We start from the raw sequence: 19,143 nt of genomic DNA, 5'->3' as shown, positions 1-19,143 counted from the left end.
CGGTGGGGCCCCCGCGGCATCGGGGCGGGCGACGCGCGAGCCATTCACGTTGCGGACGCGTCCATGCCCAGCCGCTGGCGCAGCGCCGGCGACAGCGCGTTGCGCATGTCGGCCAGGAAACGCTGCTGCAGCGCCCAGCCGCGCGCCTTGTCGGGATCGATGCTCGACACGCGCACCAGCAGGCCGTCGGGAATCAGGCCGCGCAAGCCGTAGCGCAGCTGGGCGAGCTTCTGTTCGGTGCCCGACAGCGCGATCTGGCCGCCGACGATCGTCCAGTAGGTGATCGGCTCGTGCCGGCCGCCCAGGTTGGCCATCAGCCGGCGCACGCGCAGGCGCTCGCCGCCCAGATCGAGCTCGCCGACGCGGTTGTCGCTCAGCTCGAAGCCCTGCGCCGGGTAGCAGACCTCGGGGCGGTGGGCACGTGTGCCGTCGGACTGGTCGCCGCCGTAGGCCACCGAGAGCATCACGCGCTGGCCGCCGCCGTCGACGTAGGTGCGCGCCAGCGTCTGGTTGTAGAGCTTGTCCAGCAGCGCCTGGGCGTCGGGCGCGGGGATCACGACCGGCAGCGAGTCGTCGATGCGCCAGGCGCCGAAAGCGCGCGGGAACCAGCCTTCCAGGTCGACCTTGGGCTCGAGGTCGGAGACGTGCACCGTCGGCGTCGCCCAGCGCGCCGCCCCGGCGGCCAGCGCCATCGCCGCGAAGACCCCGAGGGCCCGCCTGCGCGTCACGCGGATCATGCGGCCCGCCGCGAGTCGAAGATCGCGCCGAGCGCGCGGTCGGCCACCAGCATCAGCATCAGCGCGACGACGAACAGCACCATGCCGGCGAAGCCGTGCACGAAACCCTGCCCGGCCGCGTCGCCGAAGTGGTAGGTGACCAACACCAGCACCATCACGCGCACGACGTTGGAGACGAAGGCGATCGGCACCAGCAGCAGCGCCAGGGCGACGTTGCGCGCCTTGGACGTGTACTTCATCAGGCTCATGTAGAGCATGCCCAGGGCCTCGAGCGTGAACATCGAGTTCAGCCCGGCGCAGGCGTCGGCCACCAGCAGTTGGAACGGCCCGACGGTCAGGATGACGCCCGAGCGCCCCACCGGATAACCGAGCTGGTAGAGCAGCGAGCTGGCCGTCGCCGACACCGCGGACTTCAGCGGCGCCGTCACCGCCGCCACCAGCGCCTCCGGCAGCGGCACCATGAACAGCAGGAAGAACAGCGGGAACCAGACGCGGCGCAGCGCGCGCCAGCCGCGAAACAGCAGCAGCAGCGAGGCCAGCACGCCGATCTGCGAGCCGACCTCGAACATCAGCACGGCCTGCGAGCGGCCGAGCGCGTACAGCAGCAGCGACAGCACCAGCAGCCCCCAGCCGGCGGCGTGCGCTGGCCGCGGCGCCATCTCCAGCAGCTCGCCGCTGGCGCGGTACAGCAGCCACAGCCCCAGCGCCAGGATGATCGGCCCGTGGCCCTGCTCGTCGCTGCGCCACAGCGTCTGCGACAGGCCCCAGTAGGTCGGCAGGTACAGCAGCAGGAACCCCGCCGCCAGGGTGCCGGCCGACCAGGCGTCGACCTCCCGGGGGGACCGGGCCGGTTGCGGACCGGATCGCACGACGGCCGACATCGGCTGGCGCGGCCGGGGCCGTCAAAACTCGTTGACGACGACGCCGACCGTGCGCGCCGCGCCCTGGGTCAGGGTGTCGCTCACCTCGCGCAGATCGCCCAGCCGGGACTGGTGGCGACGCGCGACGAGCAGGCTGGCGCCGCAGCGCGCGGCGATGACCGCGAAGTCGCTGCCGCTGGCGGCCGCCGGCGTGTCGACGACGACGTGGTCGAACTTGGTCAGCAGCTCGCGCGTCAGCAGGCCGAAAGCCGGCCGCTCGACGAGCTCCACCGGGTTCGGCGGCACCGCGCCGACCGGCAGCACGAACAGGCTGGCGATGCCGGGAACCTGCTGGATGACGTTGGACTCGGCGCGCCCGGCGAGGATGCCCGACAGGCCCGAACGCGCCTGCAGGCCGAAGACCTCGTGCTGGCGCGGACGGCGCAGGTCGGCGTCGACGAGCAGCGTGCGCCCGCCGAGCTGGGCCAGCGCCACCGCCAGATTGGCGGCGAAGTAGCTGCGGCCGTCGCCGGACTGCGGGCTGACGACGGCCAGCGCCTCGCGCCGCTCGGGCTCGGTGTACAGCCGCACCATCAGCTGGCTGCGCAGCGCCCGGAAAGCCTCGGCCTGGGCCGAGAACGGCTTGTTCAGCGTCACCAGCTCGGGGCAGGCGTTGCGCCGCTCCAGCGGCGCGTACGGGTAATGGAACTGGCGCGACAGCGCGAACATCACGTCGTCGTGCGTCGCGTAGCCCAGCACCACGGCGGCCTCGCCGAAACGCAGGCCGTGCTCGCGCTGGTAGGCGAGGATGCGTTCGATCTGGCTGGCGTCGAGGTTGCGCGCCTCGCCGATGATCGAGCCGATCGAACGGTCGGCGATGTCGCTCGCCTCGTCGGCGGTCGCGGTCTCGTCGTCGGCGGCGTGGACCGGGATCTCGTGGATCACCGAGCTGCGGTACTTGGCCATGGTCAGGCGCCCTTTGCGGAGTCGGACAGGCCGAGCCAGCGACGCTCGGCGAGCAGGGGACGGCGCAGCCGGTCGAAGCGCCGCGGCGCGCCCGGCCCGGGGATCAGGCCGACCACCGGCAGGTCCAGCAGCGTGGCGACGTCCTCCGGCACGCGCAGGCGGCGGTCGAGCAGCTCGATGGCCAGCACCGCGCCGACGGCCAGGAAGGCGCCGGCGAAGACCGACACCAGCGTGTACAGCGGCACGTTGGGCGTCGACGGGTTGATCGGCGCCGCGGCCTGCGTCAGCACGTTCACCGAGGTGCGGTTGGTCTGGCTCTCCAGGCTGGTCTGCGTCAGGCGGCCCTGCAGCGCCTCGTAGGTGCGCTGCGCGCTCTCGACGTCGCGCGACAGCACCTGGCCCTCGTCGCGCACCGCCTTCAGTTGCAGCAGCTTGGAGCGCTGCTCGTCGAGCTGCGCCCGCGTCTGGGCCTCGCGGGCACGCATGATGGTGTTCGTCACGCCGACGCTGCCGGCGACGCGGCGCGTCTCCAGCTCGACCTTCTGGCGCAGCTCGGCGATGTTGGTCTTGAGCTCGCGGACCTGCGGGTGGTTGTCGCCCAGCCGCGAGCTGAGTTCCTGCAGCCGCACCTCCTGGCGCGACAGGTCGCCGCGCAGGCCGGCGACCAGCGGGTTGTTCATCACGTCGCTGAGCCGGTCGCTGTTGGCTCGCGCCTGCGTGTTGCGGCTGTCGGAGTCGGCGAGCATCGCCTGGATCGCGACGAGCTGGCTGGACAGCTCGTTGAGGCGGGCGTTCTCGATGTCCAGGCGTTCGTCGGTGGCGATGATGCCTTTTTCGCGCTGGAAGGCGCTGAGCCGCGACTGGGCCTTCTCCAGCGCTTCGCGCGCGTCCCGGGTGCGCGCGTCGAAGAAGCTGCTGTACTGGCGCGCCGGGTCGACCCGCAGCTCGACCGAGGTCTCCATGTAGGCCTGGACGAAGGCGTTGGCCAGCGTCGCGGCGAAGGCCGGGTCCGGCGCCTTGTAGGTGATGAAGAGCACGTTCGAGTCGCGCGAGGGCGTGACCTCCAGCGACTTCTGCAGCGCCGCGCCCAGCCACTGCTGGACGGTGCCCTGGCCGCCGGTGGCGTCGCGCCATTGCTGCAGCACCGCCGGGTTCTGGTCCAGGCGCAGGTTGCGCACCGCCTTCTGCGCGACGCGGTCGCTGTTGAAGATGTCCATCTGCGTCGCGATGAACGCCGGCGAGGTGCCGCCGCCGTAGGCCATCGCGGCGATCGGGTCGGGACGGCCGTCGACGACGACGCTGGCCGTGGCGGTATAGGACTTGGGCCACAGCAGGCTGCCGACGAAGGTCAGGCCGACGACGCTGCCGAGCACCGCCGCGGCCACCCACCAGCGGGCCCGCAGGATCGAGAGGAACTGCGCCAGGCTCATCTCGGGCTCCTCAGAACAGGCTCTCGCGCACGAAGACGACGTCGCCGTCGCGCACCCGGTCGTCGAGCGCGGGCTCGATGACCTGGACCTTGCCCTCGGGCGTCTTGCGGTGCACGCGGATGCCCTTCTGGGTGCCGCGCTGGGTCAGGCCGCCGCCGGTGGCCAGCGCCTGCATCACCGTCATGTCGCGCTCGATGCGCATCGGGCCCGGGCGCTGCACCTCGCCGTAGATGTAGACCGTCGGCTGGCGCGCCACCCAGACGGTGTCGCCGTTGAGCAGCACGACGTTGCGGTCGCCGCCCTCGGGCGCGAACAGCGCCGGCAGATCGACTTCGAGCCGCACCGGCCGGCCCTCGCGCACGCCGGTGACGACGACGATGTCGGCGCCGACCTGCGAGGTGCCGCCGGCCATCGCCAACACGTCGGTGAGCCGCATGTCGGCGACCTCCAGCGGGTAGCGTCCGGGCCGGTTGACCTGGCCCAGCACGCTGACCTGGTTGCCGCGGATCTGCATCACGACCAGCGTCACCTGCGGCTGCTTGACGAAATTGCCGTTGCGCAGCCCGTCGGCGATCAGCTTCTCGGCGGCCGTGACCGTCAGGCCGCCGACACGCACGTTGCCCAGCAACGGGAAGCTGATGATCCCGGCCTCGGTGACGCGTGTCTCCAGCGTCAGGTCGGGGTTCTGGTAGACGTTGATGCGCAGCACGTCGCCCGAGCCGAGCCGGTACTCGGCCGCCGCGGGCGCCGCGGGGCTGCCCTGCGCCATGGCGACGCCGGCCAAGGCGAAGCTGCCCAGGGCCAGCAGGATGGCGAGAGCGCTGTTTCGAAGGCTCGTCATCGTTTCAGTCCCAGTCCCTTGCCGACGTCGGCGTCGGCCAAGCCCTCGGGCTTGGCGGCAGAAGGCGCAGCGGCGGTCGCCGGCGCCGATGCCGCCGCGGCGGCGAAGCGGCCCACGTACTCGATCGCCGCGGTCTGGCGCAGCGTCTTCAGGTCGGCCTCGACGATCTGGCGGCGGCGCTCGTTGAGCATGAACTGCTCGATCGCCGGGCGCGCTTGCTCCTCGGTCACCGGCTGCGGCCGCGAGCCGACGACGACCAGCACCTGCAGACCGGCCGGCGTGGCCGTGACCATGGCCTCGCCGTCCTTCATCGCCGCGATGCGGTCGACGGCGGCCAGCGGCAGCTGCTCGGCGCCGCGCACGACCTGGTTGCCGGTGTAACGGATGCCCTGCGCCTTCAGCGATTCGACGAAGGCCGCGACGTCGGCAGACTGCGCCAGGCGCTGGCGCAGCGCCGCCTCCTGCGCGGCCGGCGCGTCGATCAGGATCTCCTGCAGGTTGTAGACGCGGCGCTCGCGAAACAGCGCCGGCTTGGCCTCGAAGTAGGCGTGGATCTCCTCGGGCGTCGGCTTGGCCGCGCCATCGCCGATGCGGTCGAAGTAGGCGCGGGCGAGGATCTCGCGGCGCGCGGCCTCGAGCTGCTGCACGACGCGCGGATCGCGGTCGAGCTTCAGGTCGTCGGCCTTCTGCAGCGCGAGCTGCTGGTCGATCAGGCGCTCGAGCACCTGCCGCGCCGCGGCATCGCTCTGCTCCGGGCGCACGCGCTGCTGCTGCAGCGCGAAGTTGATCTGGTGGACGGTGACCTCGTCCTTGTTGACCTTGGCCGCCGTCTGGCTGGCGCGTTCCTGGCGGTCGCCGCAGGCGGCCAGGGCACAGGTGGCGACGAGGGCGACGGCAGCACGCGAAAACCACGGTGGCGCGGCCCCGGTCAGCATCAGATCCATGAGAAGGTCCCCGGTAGTCGATCGGTCGCCCCGGCGCCAGGCGCCAAGGCGGTCGCGGTGCCCCGCTGGTGCCGGGGCCTGGCACCACGAGGCCGGGCCAGTCTATGAGGGCGTCTCCGCGTGCCGCACCCCTTCAGGGTGCAACTTCGGTTCGGTACTCGTGACAAGGCGCCAGGGCCGCAGGTACAGACCACAGCCTCGGCAAGCGGCGTTCCCGGCGCGGGTACGAGGGAGGACGCGGGCGTCGGCGCGCAGCCCGGCGCGGCGCCGCCAGGGCGCGAGGCCGTTACAGGCAGCCCTCGGAATGCGGGGCGCGCGAAGGCCTGAGGAGGCCCGAACTGTCAGGGGATGTGAACCAAGCGCCGACGGGCGGCGGGGTCTTCAGCTCAGCGCCTGGACGCGGGCGATCTGCCAGCCGCGGCCGGCGGACTTCAGGTTCGCGAGCAGCCACAGCTCGCGAAACGGCGCGGCGCGCTCTTCCAGGCGCTCGCGGATCCAGCCCGAGAACTCGACGCTGGCGACGAGGCCTTCGCCGACCTCGTCCAGGCCGAGCAGGCGCGCTTCCAGCGCCAGCACCTCGGTGCGGTTGGGACCGGGCCCGCGCACCTCGAGCTGCTCGCGCAGCTCGGCCAGCAGGTCCTCGGTGGTGATGGCCGCCAGCGCGCCGAGGTCGGCGGCGTCCCAGGCGGCCTGGAGCTTGACGAAGCTGGCGCGTGCGACACGCAGGAAAGCCTCGACGTCGGGGTCGGCGGCGGGCATCGCCGCGCGCCCGGGGTGCCGTTGCGGCGCGACGCGCCGCTTCAGGCGCGCCAGTCGACTCAGCACTTGATCCCCACATGAAGCGCGACGATGCCGGCGCTCATGTTGTGCACGTCCACGTGGCCGAAACCGGCCTCCTTCATCATGGCCTTGAGCGTCTGCTGGTCGGGGTGCATGCGGATCGATTCGGCGAGGTAGCGGTAGCTGGCTTCGTCGCCGGCCACCAGACGCCCGATCTTCGGCATCACGTTGAAGGAATACCAGTCGTAGGGTTTCGCCAGCGGCGCGGCGACCTTGGAGAACTCCAGCACCATCAGCCGGCCGCCGTCGCGCAGCACGCGGCACATCTCGCGCAGCGCGCCGTCCTTGTGCGTCATGTTGCGCAGGCCGAAGGCGACGGTGACGAGGTCGAAGGTCCCGGTGGCGAACGGCAGGTGCTCGGCGTCGCAGGTCGTCGTCGGCAGCACCAGGCCCTCGTCGAGCAGGCGGTCGCGGCCGGTGCGCAGCATGGCCTCGTTGATGTCGGTGTGCACCACAGCGCCGGTCTCGCCGACCTTGCGCGCGAAGGCGCGCGCGAGGTCGCCGGTGCCGCCGGCGATGTCGAGCACGCGGTCGCCCGGCTTCACGTTGGCCACCGCCACCGTGTAGGCCTTCCACGCCCGGTGCATGCCCATCGACAGCAGGTCGTTCATCAGGTCGTAGCTCGAGGCGACCGAATCGAAGACGCCGCGCACGCGCCGCGCCTTCTCGCTCTCGTCGACGGTTTCGTAGCCGAAATGGGTCTGGGCCATGGGGGATTCAGGAGTGATGGGAGCCGCAGGCGCGGCCGGGCTTGGGCGGCATCGGCGCGTCGCGGTCGACGCCGGCGGCGGCCAGGTTGTCCTCGTAGCGCTGCCACAGCGCGGCTTCGTCGGCTCCCAGGCGGTACAGGTACTCCCAGGTGTAGATGCCGCTGTCGTGGCCGTCGGAGAAGCTCGGGCGCACGCCGTAGTGGCCCACGGGTTCCAGCGCCTCGACGAGCACCTCGCGCTTGCCGGTCTGCAGCGTCTCCTGGCCCGGGCCGTGGCCCTGGACCTCGGCCGACGGCGAGTACACGCGCATCAGCTCGAACGGGATGCGGAAACGGGCGCCGTCGTCGAAGCCGACCTCCAGGACCCGCGAGGCCTGGTGCACGGTGATCGAGGTGGGCTGCGGCGCGCGGGGCGGACTCATGCGTCAGGGGGGCGAGAACGGGACGCGCGAGTGTATCGCCGCCCCCCATGAAAAAAGGGCGGTGCCCGGCACCGCCCTTGACCCAAGTGGGGCCGTGCCCCGTCAGACGTTGTTGCGGCGGCGCGAGGCGATGAAGCCCACGATGCCCAGACCCGCCAGCATCAGCGCGTAGGTCTCGGGTTCCGGCACCGGCGAGGCGGCCAGGACGCCCGCGTAGGCCCCGCCCAACGAGCCCGTCGTGAAGCCCGTCAGCGCCAGCGCATAGCTGCCCGCGGCCAGCCCCGAGAAGGACAGGCCGTCGGCGGCATTGGCCGTGCCGATCGTCGTGAAGCTCGAGTCGAGCAGGGCGATGCCCAGGTTGCTGAACGACCAGACCGGCGGGAACTTCAGGTCGGTGACGTCGATCCGCAGGTTCGACAGCTCCGACAGCGTGAAGGTGAAGGTGTCGAACACGAAGCCCGACCCGGTGCCGTTGAAGAACACGGGGTCGCTTCCCAGCGTCCCGAGGTCGGTTGCGGCAAATGCCGATGCGCTGGTGGCGAGCAATGCCGCCACGGCGAGAGGTTTCAAATTCATTGCGACTCCTGGCAGTAGATGGTGAAGGACTAAGGGCAGTTTTCGGACCCGCCCGTTCGATCGTTGTACTGGGTCAAGAGCCGGGATCTTCACCCCATGAACCGGGGATTCGGAGCCATCAAGGGTAACGGCGTGATGCGCCGCGCCGCGAGATGAAACCCTCGCTTCGGCAGACGCGTAGAAATGATTCGAGTTGCATTCGGTTCAACCCCGCATTGCGCAAGGTTGAATTGAATCCGAATGCAATGCGCGTTACACGAGAACGCGTTCGATGCCGCCAGAATTGGCGCGGCGCACGTAATCCTCGAGCCAGCTCTCGCCGAGCAGGCGGCGCGCCATCTCGACGACAATGTAGTCGGCTTCGAGCAGGCCGGAGGACAGGTCGTCCTGGTAGCGCTTCAGGCCCTGCAGGCAGCTCGGGCAGCTGGTGAGGATCTTCACGCCGGCGCCCGCGGGCACCGCGCCGGAGGCGCGCAGCGCGGCCTCGGCCTTGCGGATCTCTTCTTCCTTGCGGAAGCGCACCTGGGTGCTGATGTCCGGGCGCGAGACGCCCAGCGTGCCGCTCTCGCCGCAGCAGCGATCGCTCTTCACGACGTTGGGGCCGACGAGCGCCTTGACGGTCTTCATCGGGTCCTGCTGCTTCATCGGCGTGTGGCAGGGGTCGTGATACAGGAAGGCGCCCTCGCCGCCGGGCAGCGTGATGCCCTTGTCGAGCAGGTACTCGTGGATGTCGACGATGCGGCAGCCGGGGAAGATGTCCTCGAACTTGTAGCCCTGCAGCTGGTCGAAGCAGGTGCCGCAGGACACGACCACCGTCTTGATGTCCAGGTAGTTCAGCGTGTTGGCCACGCGGTGGAACAGCACCCGGTTGTCGGTGATGATCTTCTCGGCCTTGTCGAACTGGCCGCTGCCGCGCTGCGGGTAGCCGCAGCACAGGTAGCCCGGCGGCAGCACGGTCTGCACGCCGGCGTGCCAGAGCATGGCCTGCGTCGCCAGGCCCACCTGGCTGAACAGGCGTTCGCTGCCGCAGCCGGGGAAGTAGAAGACGGCCTCGGTCTCCGAGCTGGTCGCCTCGGGGTCGCGGATGATCGGGACGTACTCTCGGTCCTCGATGTCCAGCAAGGCGCGTGCGGTCTTCTTCGGCAGCCCGCCGGGCAGCTTCTTGTTGATGAAGTGGACCACCTGCTCCTTGAGCGGCGCCGTGCCCAGCGTCGCCGGCGGCGCGGCGGTCTGGCGGCGCACGACGGGCTTGAGCAGGTCGTTGGCCAGGCGCTGGGCCTTGAAGCCGACGCCGACCATCGCGCCGCGCATGGCCTTGATCGTGCGCGGGCTGGTGGCGTTCAGGAAGGTCATCGCCACCGCGCTGCCCGGACGGAAGCTCTTCTGCCCCATCTTGCGCAGCAGGTTGCGCATGTTCATCGACACGTCGCCGAAGTCGATCTTCACCGGGCACGGCGTCAGGCACTTGTGGCAGACGGTGCAGTGCTCGGAGACGTCCTCGAACTCCTCCCAGTGGCGCAGGCTGACGCCGCGGCGCGTCTGCTCCTCGTAGAGGAAGGCCTCGACGAGCAGCGAGGTGGCGAGGATCTTGTTGCGCGGGCTGTACAGCAGGTTGGCGCGCGGCACGTGCGTCGAGCACACCGGCTTGCACTTGCCGCAGCGCAGGCAGTCCTTGATGCTCTCGCTGATCGCACCGATGTCGCTCTGCTGCATGATCAGCGACTCGTGGCCCATCAGCCCGAAGCTCGGCGTGTAGGCGTCGCTCAGGTCGGCGGCCATCGCGCCGGCGACGCCGCCGCGCATCAGCTTGCCCTTGTTGAAGCGGCCCTCGGGGTCGACCTTGGCCTTGTAGGCGGCGAAGGACGCCAGTTCCTCGTCGGTCAGGAACTCCAGCTTGGTGATGCCGATGCCGTGCTCGCCGCTGATGACGCCGCCCAGCCGGCGCGCCAGCGCCATGATGCGTGCGACGGCCTCGTGCGCCGTCTGCAGCATCTCGTAGTTGTCGCTGTTGACCGGGATGTTGGTGTGCACGTTGCCGTCGCCGGCATGCATGTGCAGCGCCACCCAGACCCGCCCGCGCAGCACCTCCTTGTGGATCGACTTGCAGGCGTCGAGGATGGGCGCGAAGGCGCCACCGGCGAAGATGGCCTGCAGCGGCTTGAGGATCTGCCGCTTCCACGACGCACGCAGCGTGTCGTCCTGCAGCAGCGAGAACACCGAGCGGCCGCTGTCGGCCTGCACGACGTCCAGGTGCTCGAGCCAGAAGCGCCAGAGCACGCCGACTTCGGACAGCAGCGTCAGCGCCTCGGCGGCGCGGTCTTCCAGGATCTCGGCGCTGGGGATCTCGCCGGCTTCACCGCCCGGGCCGATCGGCAGCGCGCCTTCGGAGAAGAAGGCCTTCAGGCGGTCGACCAGCGCCAGCTTGTTGCGCAGCGAGAGCTCGACGTTGATGCGCTCGATGCCCTCGGTGTACTCGCCCATGCGCGGCAACGGGATGACGACGTCCTCGTTGACCTTGAAGGCGTTGGTGTGGCGCGCGATCGCCGCGGTGCGCTTGCGGTCGAGCCAGAACTTCTTGCGCGCGTCGGCGCTGACGGCGACGAAACCCTCGCCGCTGCGGCTGTTGGCGATGCGCACGACCTCGCTGGTGGCGCGCGCGACGGCGTCCTCGTCGTCGCCGACGATGTCGCCGATCAGCACCATCTTCGGCAGGCCCTTGCCCTTGAGCGCACGTTTGCTCTTGGTCGCGTAGCCGACGGCCTTGAGATACCGGTCGTCCAGGTGCTCGAGGCCGGCCAGGATCGCGCCGCCGGGTTTCTTGGCTTCGGCGAAGAGGAAGTCCTTGATCTCGACGATCGAGGGCACCGCCTCCTTCGGATTGCCGAAGAACTCCAGGCAGACGGTGCGCGTGTGCGCCGGCATGCGGTGCACGACCCAGCGCGCGCTGGTGATCAGGCCGTCGCAGCCTTCCTTCTGGATGCCGGGCAGGCCGGCGAGGAACTTGTCGGTGACGTCCTTGCCCAGGCCTTCCTTGCGGAACACGCGGCCCGGGATCTCCAGGCGCTCGGTGTGCTCCAGCGTGCGGCCGCTGGTGTCGTAGGTGCGCAGTTCGAAGACCGCGATCTCGACGTCGTGGATCTTGCCGAGGTTGTGGCCGACGCGCACCACCTCCAGCCACTTGGCCTCGGGCGTGACCATGCGCCAGGACGCCAGGTTGTCCAGCGCCGTGCCCCACAGCACCGCCTTCTTGCCCCCGGCGTTCATCGCGATGTTGCCGCCGATGCACGAGGCCTCGGCCGAGGTCGGGTCGACGGCGAAGACGTGGTCGGCACGCTCGGCGGCGTCGGCCACACGCTGCGTGACGACGCCGGCTTCGGTCCAGATCGTGGCCACCGGCGCGTCCAGCCCGGGCAGCGTCACGTGCTCGACCTCGGTCATCGCCTCGAGCTTCTCGGTGTTGATGACCGCGCTGTTCCAGGCCAGCGGCACGGCGCCGCCGGTGTAGCCGGTGCCGCCGCCCCGCGGGATGATCGTCAGGCCGAGTTCGATGCAGCCCTTGACCAGCAAGGCCATCTCGGCCTCGGTGTCGGGAGTCAGCACGACGAAGGGGTACTCGACGCGCCAGTCGGTGGCATCGGTGACGTGGGCCACGCGCGACAGGCCGTCGAACTTGATGTTGTCCTTGGCCGTCACGCGGCCGAGCACGCGGCGCGTGCGGTGGCGCAGCGCGCGCACTTCCTCGAATCGGTCGGAGAAACGCGCGACCGCGGCGCGCGCGGCGTCCAGCAGTTCGCCGACGTGGGCGTCGCGCTCGGCGTCGTCGGGCTGGCGGCGGCGCTCGATCTCGCGCAGCCGGTGCTCCAGCGCGTCGGTCAGCAGGCGCAGGCGCGCCGGGTTGTCGAGAAGGTCGTCCTCGAGGTACGGGTTGCGCTGGACGACCCAGATGTCGCCCAGCACCTCGTAGAGCATGCGCGCCGAGCGCCCGGTACGGCGTTCCTGGCGGAGGCGGTCCAGCAACTCCCAGGCGCGCTCGCCGAGCAGGCGGCGAACGATCTCGCGGTCCGAGAACGAGGTGTAGTTGTACGGGATCTCGCGCAGGCGCGCGGGTGCGTCGTCGCCACGGTCCGGGGCGCCACGAGGGGCGGCGTCGGCCGGGACTTGAGGTGTGGCAAAGGCTTGCGGCGCGTTCATGGCGAACCTCGCATCCTACCGCAGTGCAGCATCGAGACCGCAGACGGGTCTTGTGCGCCACCGGGTAAACCCGGGTGCCCGCGCCGGACGGCGCGTGACAGAACCGGGAACTGTCACAAAACGCACGCATCCTTTCGCGTACGTACAACTCTCGCTGCAGGAGCCCTCTTTCATGATCAAGAAGCCGATGTTCGCCGCCGCCGCCGCGGTGGCGGCACTCTTTGCCCTGCCCGCGCAGGCCCAGGTCGAGATCCAGTGGTGGCACTCGATGGGCGGCGCGCTGGGCGAATGGGTCAACGACCTGGCCAAGGACTTCAACGCCCAGCAGAAGGACTACAAGGTCGTGCCGGTGTTCAAGGGCAGCTACGACGAGTCGATGACCGCCGCGATCGCCGCCTTCCGCGCCGGCAACGCGCCGCACATCCTGCAGGTCTTCGAAGTCGGCACCGCGACGATGATGGCCAGCAAGGGCGCGGTGAAGCCGGTGGCCACGCTGATGTCCGAAGCCGGCGTCAAGTTCGACCCGACGCGCTACATCAGCGCCGTGGCCGGCTACTACACGGCGCCGAACGGCCAGATGATGAGCCTGCCGTTCAACAGCTCGACGACCGTCTTCCACTACAACAAAGACGCCTTCAAGGCCGCCGGCCTGGACCCGAACAAGCCGCCGACCACCTGGCCTGAAGTGGCGCTGGCCGCCGCCAAGCTCAAGGCCAGCGGCCACAAGTGCCCGTTCACGACGAGCTGGGTCAGCTGGACGCAGCTGGAGAGCTTCTCGGCCTGGCACAACGTCGAGTACGCGACCAAGCGCAACGGCTTCGGCGGCCTGGACACGCGCCTGGCCTTCACGACGCCGCTGCACGTGCGCCACATCGAGAACCTGGCCAACATGGCCAAGCAGGGCCTGTTCGTCTACAAGGGCCGCGGCAACGCCGCCGACGCGACCTTCGTCTCGGGCGAGTGCGCGATGATGACCGGCTCCTCGGGCCTGTACGGCAACGTCAAGCGCAACGCCAAGTTCAGCGGCGGCATCGGCGCCCTGCCCTACTACCCCGACGTGCAAGGCGCGCCGCAGAACACCGTCATCGGCGGCGCCAGCCTCTGGGTGATGAGCGGCAAGAAGCCGGCCGAGTACAAGGGCGTGGCCAAGTTCTTCGAGTACCTGTCGGACCCGAAGGTGCAGGCCGCCAGCCACCAGCGCACCGGCTACCTGCCGACGACGACCGCGGCCTACGAGCTGACCGACAAGTCCGGCTTCTACAAGGAGAACCCGGGCACCGACGTCGCCGTGACGCAGATGATCCGCAAGGTCACCGACAAGTCGCGCGGCGTGCGCCTGGGCAACTTCGTGCAGATCCGCACCATCGTCGACGAGGAGATGGAACAGGTCTGGGCCGGCAAGAAGAGCGCCAAGGAGGCGCTGGACGCGGCCAAGAAGCGCGGCGACGAGCAGCTCGAACGCTTCGAGAAGGCCAACCGCTGAACGCCGCCGCGACGCCCGCGCGTCCATCGCCGGGCGGACGCGGGCCGCGCGCCTGTTAGGCTCGCGGTCTTGGCATCGCGCCCTCGGGGGCGCTCTGGACGGCGGGTGTTCCCCAGGCGGGCGCCCGCCGTCGTCGTGACGGGAAGCCAGCTTTGGCTGCAGAAAAAAGAGTCCGCTTCAAGAACGGGTGGCTGCCCTGGGTGCTGATCGCACCGCAGATGGCGGTCATCCTCGTCTTCTTCTTCTGGCCCGCCGCGCAGGCGCTGCACTACAGCCTGCTGCAGCAGGACGCGTTCGGCACCAGCGTCGAGTACGTCGGGCTGGAGAACTTCCGCCGCCTGATCGACGACGAGAGCTACCTGCAGTCGTTCAAGACCACCGCGATGTTCTCGACGCTGGTGGCCGTCGTCGGCATCTCGGTGTCGCTGGTGCTGGCGGTGATGGCCGACCGCGTCGTGCGCGGCGCACGCTTCTACCGCACGCTGCTGATCTGGCCCTACGCGGTGGCGCCGGCGCTGGCCGGCGTGCTGTGGCTGTTCATGTTCGCGCCGTCGATCGGCATCGTCAGCTACTGGCTGCGCCGGCTGGGCTACGACTGGAACCACCTGCTCGACAGCGGCGACGCGATGGCGCTGATCGTGATGGCAGCGGTCTGGAAGCAGGTGTCCTACAACTTCCTGTTCTTCCTCGCCGGGCTGCAGTCGATCCCGAAGTCGCTGATCGAGGCCGCCGCGATCGACGGCGCCGGCCCCTGGCGGCGCTTCTGGACGGTGCAGTTCCCACTGCTGACGCCGACCAGCTTCTTCCTGCTGGTCATCAACATCGTCTACGCCTTCTTCGACACCTTCGCGATCGTCGACGCGGCGACGCACGGCGGCCCGGGCAAGGACACGGCGATCCTCGTCTACCGCGTCTACTACGACGGCTTCAAGGCGCTGGACCTGGGCGGCTCGGCCGCGCAGAGCGTGGTGCTGATGGTCATCGTCGTCGCGCTGACGGTGATCCAGTTCCGCTACGTCGAGAAACGGGTGAACTACTGATGGTCGAGAACCGCCCCGTCGCGACGACGCTGTCGCACCTGGTGCTGGTGCTGGGGGTGATGATCGTCGCCTTCCCGGTCTACATCACCTTCATCGCCAGCACGCAGACCGCCGAGCAGATCGTGCAGAACGTGCCGATGTCGCTGCTGCCCGGCGACAACATGCTCGAGAGCTACCGGCTGGCGCTGTTCGGCGGCAAGACGGCCTACGGCGCCAACATCGCGCCGGTGCTGCCGATGCTCGAGGTGAGCCTGGTGATGGCCCTGGTCATCTCGATCGGCAAGATCGTCATCTCGCTGCTGTCGGCCTTCGCCGTCGTCTACTTCCGCTTCCCCGGCCGCGGCATCGTCTTCTGGATGATCTTCGTGACGCTGATGCTGCCGGTCGAGGTGCGCATCGGCCCGACCTACGAGGTCGTCTCCAACCTGGGCCTGCTCAACAGCTACGCCGGGCTGACGGTGCCGCTGATCGCCTCGGCGACCGCGACCTTTTTGTTCCGCCAGTTCTTCCTGACGATTCCCGACGAGCTGGTCGAGGCGGCGCGCATCGACGGCGCCGGGCCGATGCGTTTCTTCAAGGACGTGCTGCTGCCGCTGTCGCGCACCTCGATCGCGGCGCTGTTCGTGATCCAGTTCATCTACGGCTGGAACCAGTACCTGTGGCCGCTGCTGATCACGACCAGCGAGGACATGTACCCGGTCGTGCTCGGCATCAAGAGCATGATCTCCGGCGGCGATGCCTACACCGAGTGGAACGCGGTGATGGCCACCGCGATCCTGGCGATGCTGCCGCCGGCGGCGGTGGTCATCCTGATGCAGAAGTGGTTCGTCAAGGGCCTCACCGACAGCGAGAAGTGACGCCGGCCACGGCCTGACTCCAGAACGACAGAAACATGGGTTCGATATCCCTCAGACAGGTCGAGAAGACCTACGGCGCCGGCGCGCGCACGTTCAAGGCGATCCACGGCGTCGACGCCGAGATCGCCGACGGCGAGTTCATCGTCATCGTCGGGCCTTCGGGCTGCGGCAAGAGCACGCTGCTGCGCATGGTCGCGGGGCTGGAAGACATCTCCGGCGGCGAGATCGACATCGGCGGGCGCGTCGTCAACCGGCTGGAGCCGGCGCAGCGCGACATCGCGATGGTCTTCCAGAACTACGCGCTGTACCCGCACATGACGGTCTACGACAACATGGCCTACGGCCTGAAGATCGCCAAGGTGTCCAAGGACGAGATCGAGCGCCGCGTGCAGAAGGCGGCCAAGATCCTCGAGCTCGGCACGCTGCTGCAGCGCCGCCCGCGTGAACTCTCCGGCGGCCAGCGCCAGCGCGTCGCGATGGGGCGTGCGATCGTGCGCCAGCCGGCGGTCTTCCTGTTCGACGAGCCGCTGTCCAACCTCGACGCCAAGCTGCGCGCCCAGACCCGGCTGGAGATCCAGAAGCTGCACCGCGAGCTCGGCGTCACCTCGCTCTTCGTCACCCACGACCAGGTCGAGGCGATGACGCTGGGCCAGCGGCTGATCGTCATGAACGCCGGACGCATCGAGCAGATCGGCACGCCCGAGGACGTCTACGGCCGGCCGGCCTCGACCTTCGTCGCCGGCTTCATCGGCTCGCCGCCGATGAACCTGATGCCGGGCCAGGCCGTCGGCGGCCGTTTCGAGCTCGGCGGCACGGCCATCGCCCTGCCGGCCGCGGCGCCGCGCGACGGCGCGCTGACGCTGGGCGTGAGGCCCGAGCACGCGGTGCTGGGTGAAGGCGGCTGGCCGCTGAAGGTCGAGATGCTGGAGATGCTGGGCGCCGAGCGCCTGGTCTACGGCCGCGTCGGCGAAGCGGCGTTCACGCTGCGCATCGACGGCACGCTGGTGCCGCCGGCCGTCGGCGACACGGTGAGCCTGCTCGTCGAAGGCCGCCATCTGCACTGGTTCGACGCCGCGAGCGGCAAGCGGGTGGGCTGATGCAGCCCTGGCCCTACCCGCTGTGGCTGGCGCACCGCGGCGCCGGCAAGCTGGCGCCGGAGAACACGCTGGCCGCCTTCCGTCTCGGCGCAAGTTACGGCTACCGCGCCTTCGAATGCGACGTGAAGCTCAGCGCCGACGGCGTGCCCTTCCTGATGCACGACACGACGCTGGAGCGCACGACGCCCGAACGCGGCATCGCCGGCGAACGCCCCTGGAGCGAGCTGTCGCGGCTGGACGCCGGCGGCTGGCACTCGCGCGCCTACGCCGGCGAGCCGCCGGTGAGCCTCGACGCGCTGGCCACCTACCTGTTGCGCAACGGCTTCCGGCTCGACCTGGAGATCAAGCCGACACCGGGCACCGAGCGCCACACCGGCCAGGTCGTCGCCGCGGCCTGTCGCCGGCTGTGGGCCGGCCAGGACCTGCCGCCGCTGCTCAGCTCCTTCAAGGCCGAGGCGCTGGCCGGCGCGCGCGACGTGGCGCCCGAGCTGCCGCGGGCGCTGCTCGTCGACGCCTTCTGGGACGGCTGGTACGAGGCGGCGCTGGAGCTCGGCTGCGTGGCCCTCATCCCGAACTACATGACGGTCGACGCCGCGCTGGTCGATCGTGCCCGCGCCGACGGCATGCGCGTGCTCTGCTACACCGTCAACGACCCGCCCGAGGCGCACCGGCTGCTGGCCGCCGGCGTCGCCGGGCTGATCACCGACGCCGTCGACCGCTTCTCGCCCGACGCGACGCGCGTCGTCGACTGAGGCCGCGGCTCAGGCGCCGCCGGCCGTCACCGGCTTGGCCGTGCTCGGCAGCGAGCGCACGCCGCGGATCACCGGGTGCCACCAGGCGGCGACGACGAGCAGCATCGAGACGCCGCCGGCAAAGGCCAGCGCCGAGCGCAGGCCGTGGTGCTCGCCGAGCCAGCCGCCGATCAGCGCACCCGGGCCGGCCGGCAGCAGGATCAGCCAGCGCATCGTGCTCGTCATGCGGCCGAGCATCGGCTCCGGCGTCACCGCCTGGCGCAGCGCCAGGAAGTTGATGAAGGCCAGCACCGCGCCGGCGCCGTAGAGCGCCAGCGTCGCGGCGAAGGCGGCGACGCCCCAGGGGCCGACCGGTGCAACCGCGAGCAGCAGCCAACCGCTGCCGCAGACCAGAAAGCCCAGCACCATGCTGGGCCCCGGGCCGATGCGCCGGCTGATGCGGTTGCCCCAGACGCTGGCCGTCACCGTGCCGGCGCCCAGCCCGATGTAGCACAGGCCGACGGCGTGTTCGGACAGGCCCAGCGTGCGCGTCGCGAACAGGATCTGCACCACCTGCGCCGCGTTCTGGCACAGCTGCCAGGTGCCGACGGCCACCGCCAGCGCGACCAGCAGCTTGTGCTCGGCGACGAAACGCAGGCCTTCGGCGAGCTCGCGGCCGAAACGCGCGTCCGGCCGCGGCGTGCGGCGCTCGTCGACGTGGATGCCGCGCAGGATGGCCGCCGAGACGACGACCAGCACGGCGTCGACCAGCAGCGCCAGCGGCGCGCCGAAGAGCTTGATCAAGAGGCCGGCGAAACCCGGCCCGGCGACGTCCGAGCCCGAGGTCGCGAGCGCGTTCTTGGCGTGCGCCTCGACCAGCCGGTCGCGTTCGACGACCTGGGTCAGCACGATCTGCGAGGCCGTGCCGGCCACCGTGAAGACGCAGCCGATGAAGAAGCCGACGGCGTACAGCCAGGGCATCGCCAGCCAGCCCATCGCCCAGGCCAGCGGCACGCTGCCGACCGCGACGCCGATCAGCAGTTCGCCGGCGATGTAGACCGGCAGCTTGCGCACGCGGTCCAGCCAGACGCCGGCCGGCAGCGAGAACAGCACGAAGGGCGCGATCTCCATCGCCGTCAGCAGGCCCATCTGGGTCGGCGTGGCATGCAGCAGCACGGCTGCGGTCAGCGGCAGCGCGAGCATCGTCACCTGGCCGCCCAGCGAGCTGATCAGGATCGAGCTCCACAGGCGGCGGTAGGTGGCGTTTCGAAGCAGGTCGCCCGGCGGCAGCGTCAGGGCGGCGCGCAGGCGGGCGAGCAGCGCGCGGGTCATCGTGCAGGTCTCCGGTCGTCGGCGCGGTCAAGCCGCGGATCACGGGCGACGCCAAGACGACACGATCGGCGGCCCGCGGCCGGCACG

At 70.2% G+C, this 19,143-nt stretch carries 17 protein-coding genes; 5 read left to right on the top strand and 12 right to left on the bottom strand.

Annotation, left to right across the window (positions count from 1 at the left end):
- Positions 1-44 precede the first annotated feature (44 nt).
- From epsI to RGE_RS05210, 11 genes are all read right to left on the bottom strand, one after another.
- Positions 45-737, bottom strand: a complete 693-nt coding sequence (gene epsI / locus RGE_RS05260) for an exosortase-associated protein EpsI, B-type (protein WP_014427286.1) — start codon at positions 735-737, stop codon at positions 45-47.
- Positions 734-1,618, bottom strand: a complete 885-nt coding sequence (gene xrtB, locus RGE_RS05255) for an exosortase B (RefSeq protein ID WP_014427285.1) — start codon at positions 1,616-1,618, stop codon at positions 734-736. The genes epsI and xrtB overlap by 4 nt, the downstream gene beginning before the upstream one ends.
- 21 nt (positions 1,619-1,639) lie before the next feature.
- Positions 1,640-2,563, bottom strand: coding sequence for a polysaccharide biosynthesis tyrosine autokinase (locus RGE_RS05250; RefSeq protein ID WP_014427284.1), 924 nt, complete (start codon positions 2,561-2,563; stop codon positions 1,640-1,642).
- Positions 2,564-2,565: 2 nt separating this feature from the next.
- Positions 2,566-3,993: a chain length determinant protein EpsF gene (epsF, locus tag RGE_RS05245; RefSeq protein ID WP_014427283.1), complete on the bottom strand. Its 1,428-nt coding sequence runs from the start codon at positions 3,991-3,993 to the stop codon at positions 2,566-2,568.
- A gap of 10 nt (positions 3,994-4,003) precedes the next feature.
- Entirely contained in the window at positions 4,004-4,834 is an 831-nt protein-coding gene (gene epsE / locus RGE_RS05240) for a polysaccharide export protein EpsE (RefSeq protein WP_014427282.1), read from the bottom strand.
- The gene (locus tag RGE_RS05235; protein ID WP_014427281.1) at positions 4,831-5,778 is read right to left on the bottom strand and encodes an EpsD family peptidyl-prolyl cis-trans isomerase; all 948 of its coding nucleotides are present in this window, start codon (positions 5,776-5,778) and stop codon (positions 4,831-4,833) included. Before RGE_RS05235 ends, epsE begins: the two co-directional genes overlap by 4 nt.
- Before the next feature lie 381 nt (positions 5,779-6,159).
- On the bottom strand, positions 6,160-6,603 hold the full coding sequence (locus tag RGE_RS05230) for a Tim44 domain-containing protein (protein WP_014427280.1): 444 nt from the start codon (positions 6,601-6,603) through the stop codon (positions 6,160-6,162).
- On the bottom strand, positions 6,597-7,328 hold the full coding sequence (gene ubiE / locus RGE_RS05225; RefSeq protein WP_014427279.1) for a bifunctional demethylmenaquinone methyltransferase/2-methoxy-6-polyprenyl-1,4-benzoquinol methylase UbiE: 732 nt from the start codon (positions 7,326-7,328) through the stop codon (positions 6,597-6,599). Before ubiE ends, RGE_RS05230 begins: the two co-directional genes overlap by 7 nt.
- Before the next feature lie 7 nt (positions 7,329-7,335).
- The gene (locus RGE_RS05220) at positions 7,336-7,749 is read right to left on the bottom strand and encodes a gamma-butyrobetaine hydroxylase-like domain-containing protein (RefSeq protein WP_014427278.1); all 414 of its coding nucleotides are present in this window, start codon (positions 7,747-7,749) and stop codon (positions 7,336-7,338) included.
- A gap of 102 nt (positions 7,750-7,851) precedes the next feature.
- Positions 7,852-8,304 carry an FxDxF family PEP-CTERM protein gene (locus RGE_RS23035; RefSeq protein ID WP_196887134.1) on the bottom strand — a complete coding sequence of 151 codons (453 nt, stop codon included), beginning with the start codon at positions 8,302-8,304 and terminating at the stop codon, positions 7,852-7,854.
- A gap of 273 nt (positions 8,305-8,577) precedes the next feature.
- Entirely contained in the window at positions 8,578-12,516 is a 3,939-nt protein-coding gene (locus RGE_RS05210) for a DUF3683 domain-containing protein (RefSeq protein WP_014427276.1), read from the bottom strand.
- Between the two features lie 172 nt (positions 12,517-12,688).
- Here RGE_RS05210 and ugpB point away from each other — a divergent pair, with 172 nt between their 5' ends.
- From ugpB to ugpQ, 5 genes are all read left to right on the top strand, one after another.
- The gene (gene ugpB, locus RGE_RS05205) at positions 12,689-13,999 is read left to right on the top strand and encodes a sn-glycerol-3-phosphate ABC transporter substrate-binding protein UgpB (protein WP_014427275.1); all 1,311 of its coding nucleotides are present in this window, start codon (positions 12,689-12,691) and stop codon (positions 13,997-13,999) included.
- 218 nt (positions 14,000-14,217) lie between these two features.
- On the top strand, positions 14,218-15,039 hold the full coding sequence (gene ugpA, locus RGE_RS05200; RefSeq protein WP_052311045.1) for a sn-glycerol-3-phosphate ABC transporter permease UgpA: 822 nt from the start codon (positions 14,218-14,220) through the stop codon (positions 15,037-15,039).
- The gene (gene ugpE / locus RGE_RS05195; protein ID WP_014427273.1) at positions 15,039-15,896 is read left to right on the top strand and encodes a sn-glycerol-3-phosphate ABC transporter permease UgpE; all 858 of its coding nucleotides are present in this window, start codon (positions 15,039-15,041) and stop codon (positions 15,894-15,896) included. Before ugpA ends, ugpE begins: the two co-directional genes overlap by 1 nt.
- Positions 15,897-15,931: 35 nt before the next feature.
- Positions 15,932-16,993 carry a sn-glycerol-3-phosphate import ATP-binding protein UgpC gene (locus RGE_RS05190; protein ID WP_014427272.1) on the top strand — a complete coding sequence of 354 codons (1,062 nt, stop codon included), beginning with the start codon at positions 15,932-15,934 and terminating at the stop codon, positions 16,991-16,993.
- Complete coding sequence (ugpQ, locus tag RGE_RS05185; protein ID WP_014427271.1) at positions 16,993-17,745, top strand: glycerophosphodiester phosphodiesterase; 753 nt, start codon at positions 16,993-16,995, stop codon at positions 17,743-17,745. Before RGE_RS05190 ends, ugpQ begins: the two co-directional genes overlap by 1 nt.
- A 9-nt stretch (positions 17,746-17,754) precedes the next feature.
- Here ugpQ and RGE_RS05180 read toward each other — a convergent pair whose 3' ends face one another.
- Positions 17,755-19,056 carry an MFS transporter gene (locus RGE_RS05180; RefSeq protein ID WP_014427270.1) on the bottom strand — a complete coding sequence of 434 codons (1,302 nt, stop codon included), beginning with the start codon at positions 19,054-19,056 and terminating at the stop codon, positions 17,755-17,757.
- Between the last annotated feature and the right edge of the window lie 87 nt (positions 19,057-19,143).

It is taken from the genome of Rubrivivax gelatinosus IL144, from assembly GCF_000284255.1.
GTDB classification, from domain to species: domain Bacteria; phylum Pseudomonadota; class Gammaproteobacteria; order Burkholderiales; family Burkholderiaceae_C; genus Rubrivivax; species Rubrivivax gelatinosus_A.
Note: the sequence above shows the minus strand (reverse complement) of the source record. Positions and strands in the feature narration are given on the sequence as shown.

Bases quoted from the DNA above. Each gene is read 5' to 3' on its own strand.
- ugpQ (WP_014427271.1), top strand. From the start codon at position 16,993: ATGCAGCCCTGGCCCTACCCGCTGTGGCTGGCGCACCGCGGCGCCGGC.
- xrtB (WP_014427285.1), bottom strand. From the start codon at position 1,618: ATGTCGGCCGTCGTGCGATCCGGTCCGCAACCGGCCCGGTCCCCCCGG.
- ubiE (WP_014427279.1), bottom strand. From the start codon at position 7,328: ATGGCCCAGACCCATTTCGGCTACGAAACCGTCGACGAGAGCGAGAAG.
- RGE_RS05250 (WP_014427284.1), bottom strand. From the start codon at position 2,563: ATGGCCAAGTACCGCAGCTCGGTGATCCACGAGATCCCGGTCCACGCC.
- epsI (WP_014427286.1), bottom strand. From the start codon at position 737: ATGATCCGCGTGACGCGCAGGCGGGCCCTCGGGGTCTTCGCGGCGATG.
- RGE_RS05190 (WP_014427272.1), top strand. From the start codon at position 15,932: ATGGGTTCGATATCCCTCAGACAGGTCGAGAAGACCTACGGCGCCGGC.
- RGE_RS05220 (WP_014427278.1), bottom strand. From the start codon at position 7,749: ATGAGTCCGCCCCGCGCGCCGCAGCCCACCTCGATCACCGTGCACCAG.
- RGE_RS05210 (WP_014427276.1), bottom strand. From the start codon at position 12,516: ATGAACGCGCCGCAAGCCTTTGCCACACCTCAAGTCCCGGCCGACGCC.
- epsF (WP_014427283.1), bottom strand. From the start codon at position 3,993: ATGAGCCTGGCGCAGTTCCTCTCGATCCTGCGGGCCCGCTGGTGGGTG.
- ugpA (WP_052311045.1), top strand. From the start codon at position 14,218: ATGGCGGTCATCCTCGTCTTCTTCTTCTGGCCCGCCGCGCAGGCGCTG.
- epsE (WP_014427282.1), bottom strand. From the start codon at position 4,834: ATGACGAGCCTTCGAAACAGCGCTCTCGCCATCCTGCTGGCCCTGGGC.
- RGE_RS05235 (WP_014427281.1), bottom strand. From the start codon at position 5,778: ATGGATCTGATGCTGACCGGGGCCGCGCCACCGTGGTTTTCGCGTGCT.
- ugpB (WP_014427275.1), top strand. From the start codon at position 12,689: ATGATCAAGAAGCCGATGTTCGCCGCCGCCGCCGCGGTGGCGGCACTC.
- ugpE (WP_014427273.1), top strand. From the start codon at position 15,039: ATGGTCGAGAACCGCCCCGTCGCGACGACGCTGTCGCACCTGGTGCTG.
- RGE_RS05180 (WP_014427270.1), bottom strand. From the start codon at position 19,056: ATGACCCGCGCGCTGCTCGCCCGCCTGCGCGCCGCCCTGACGCTGCCG.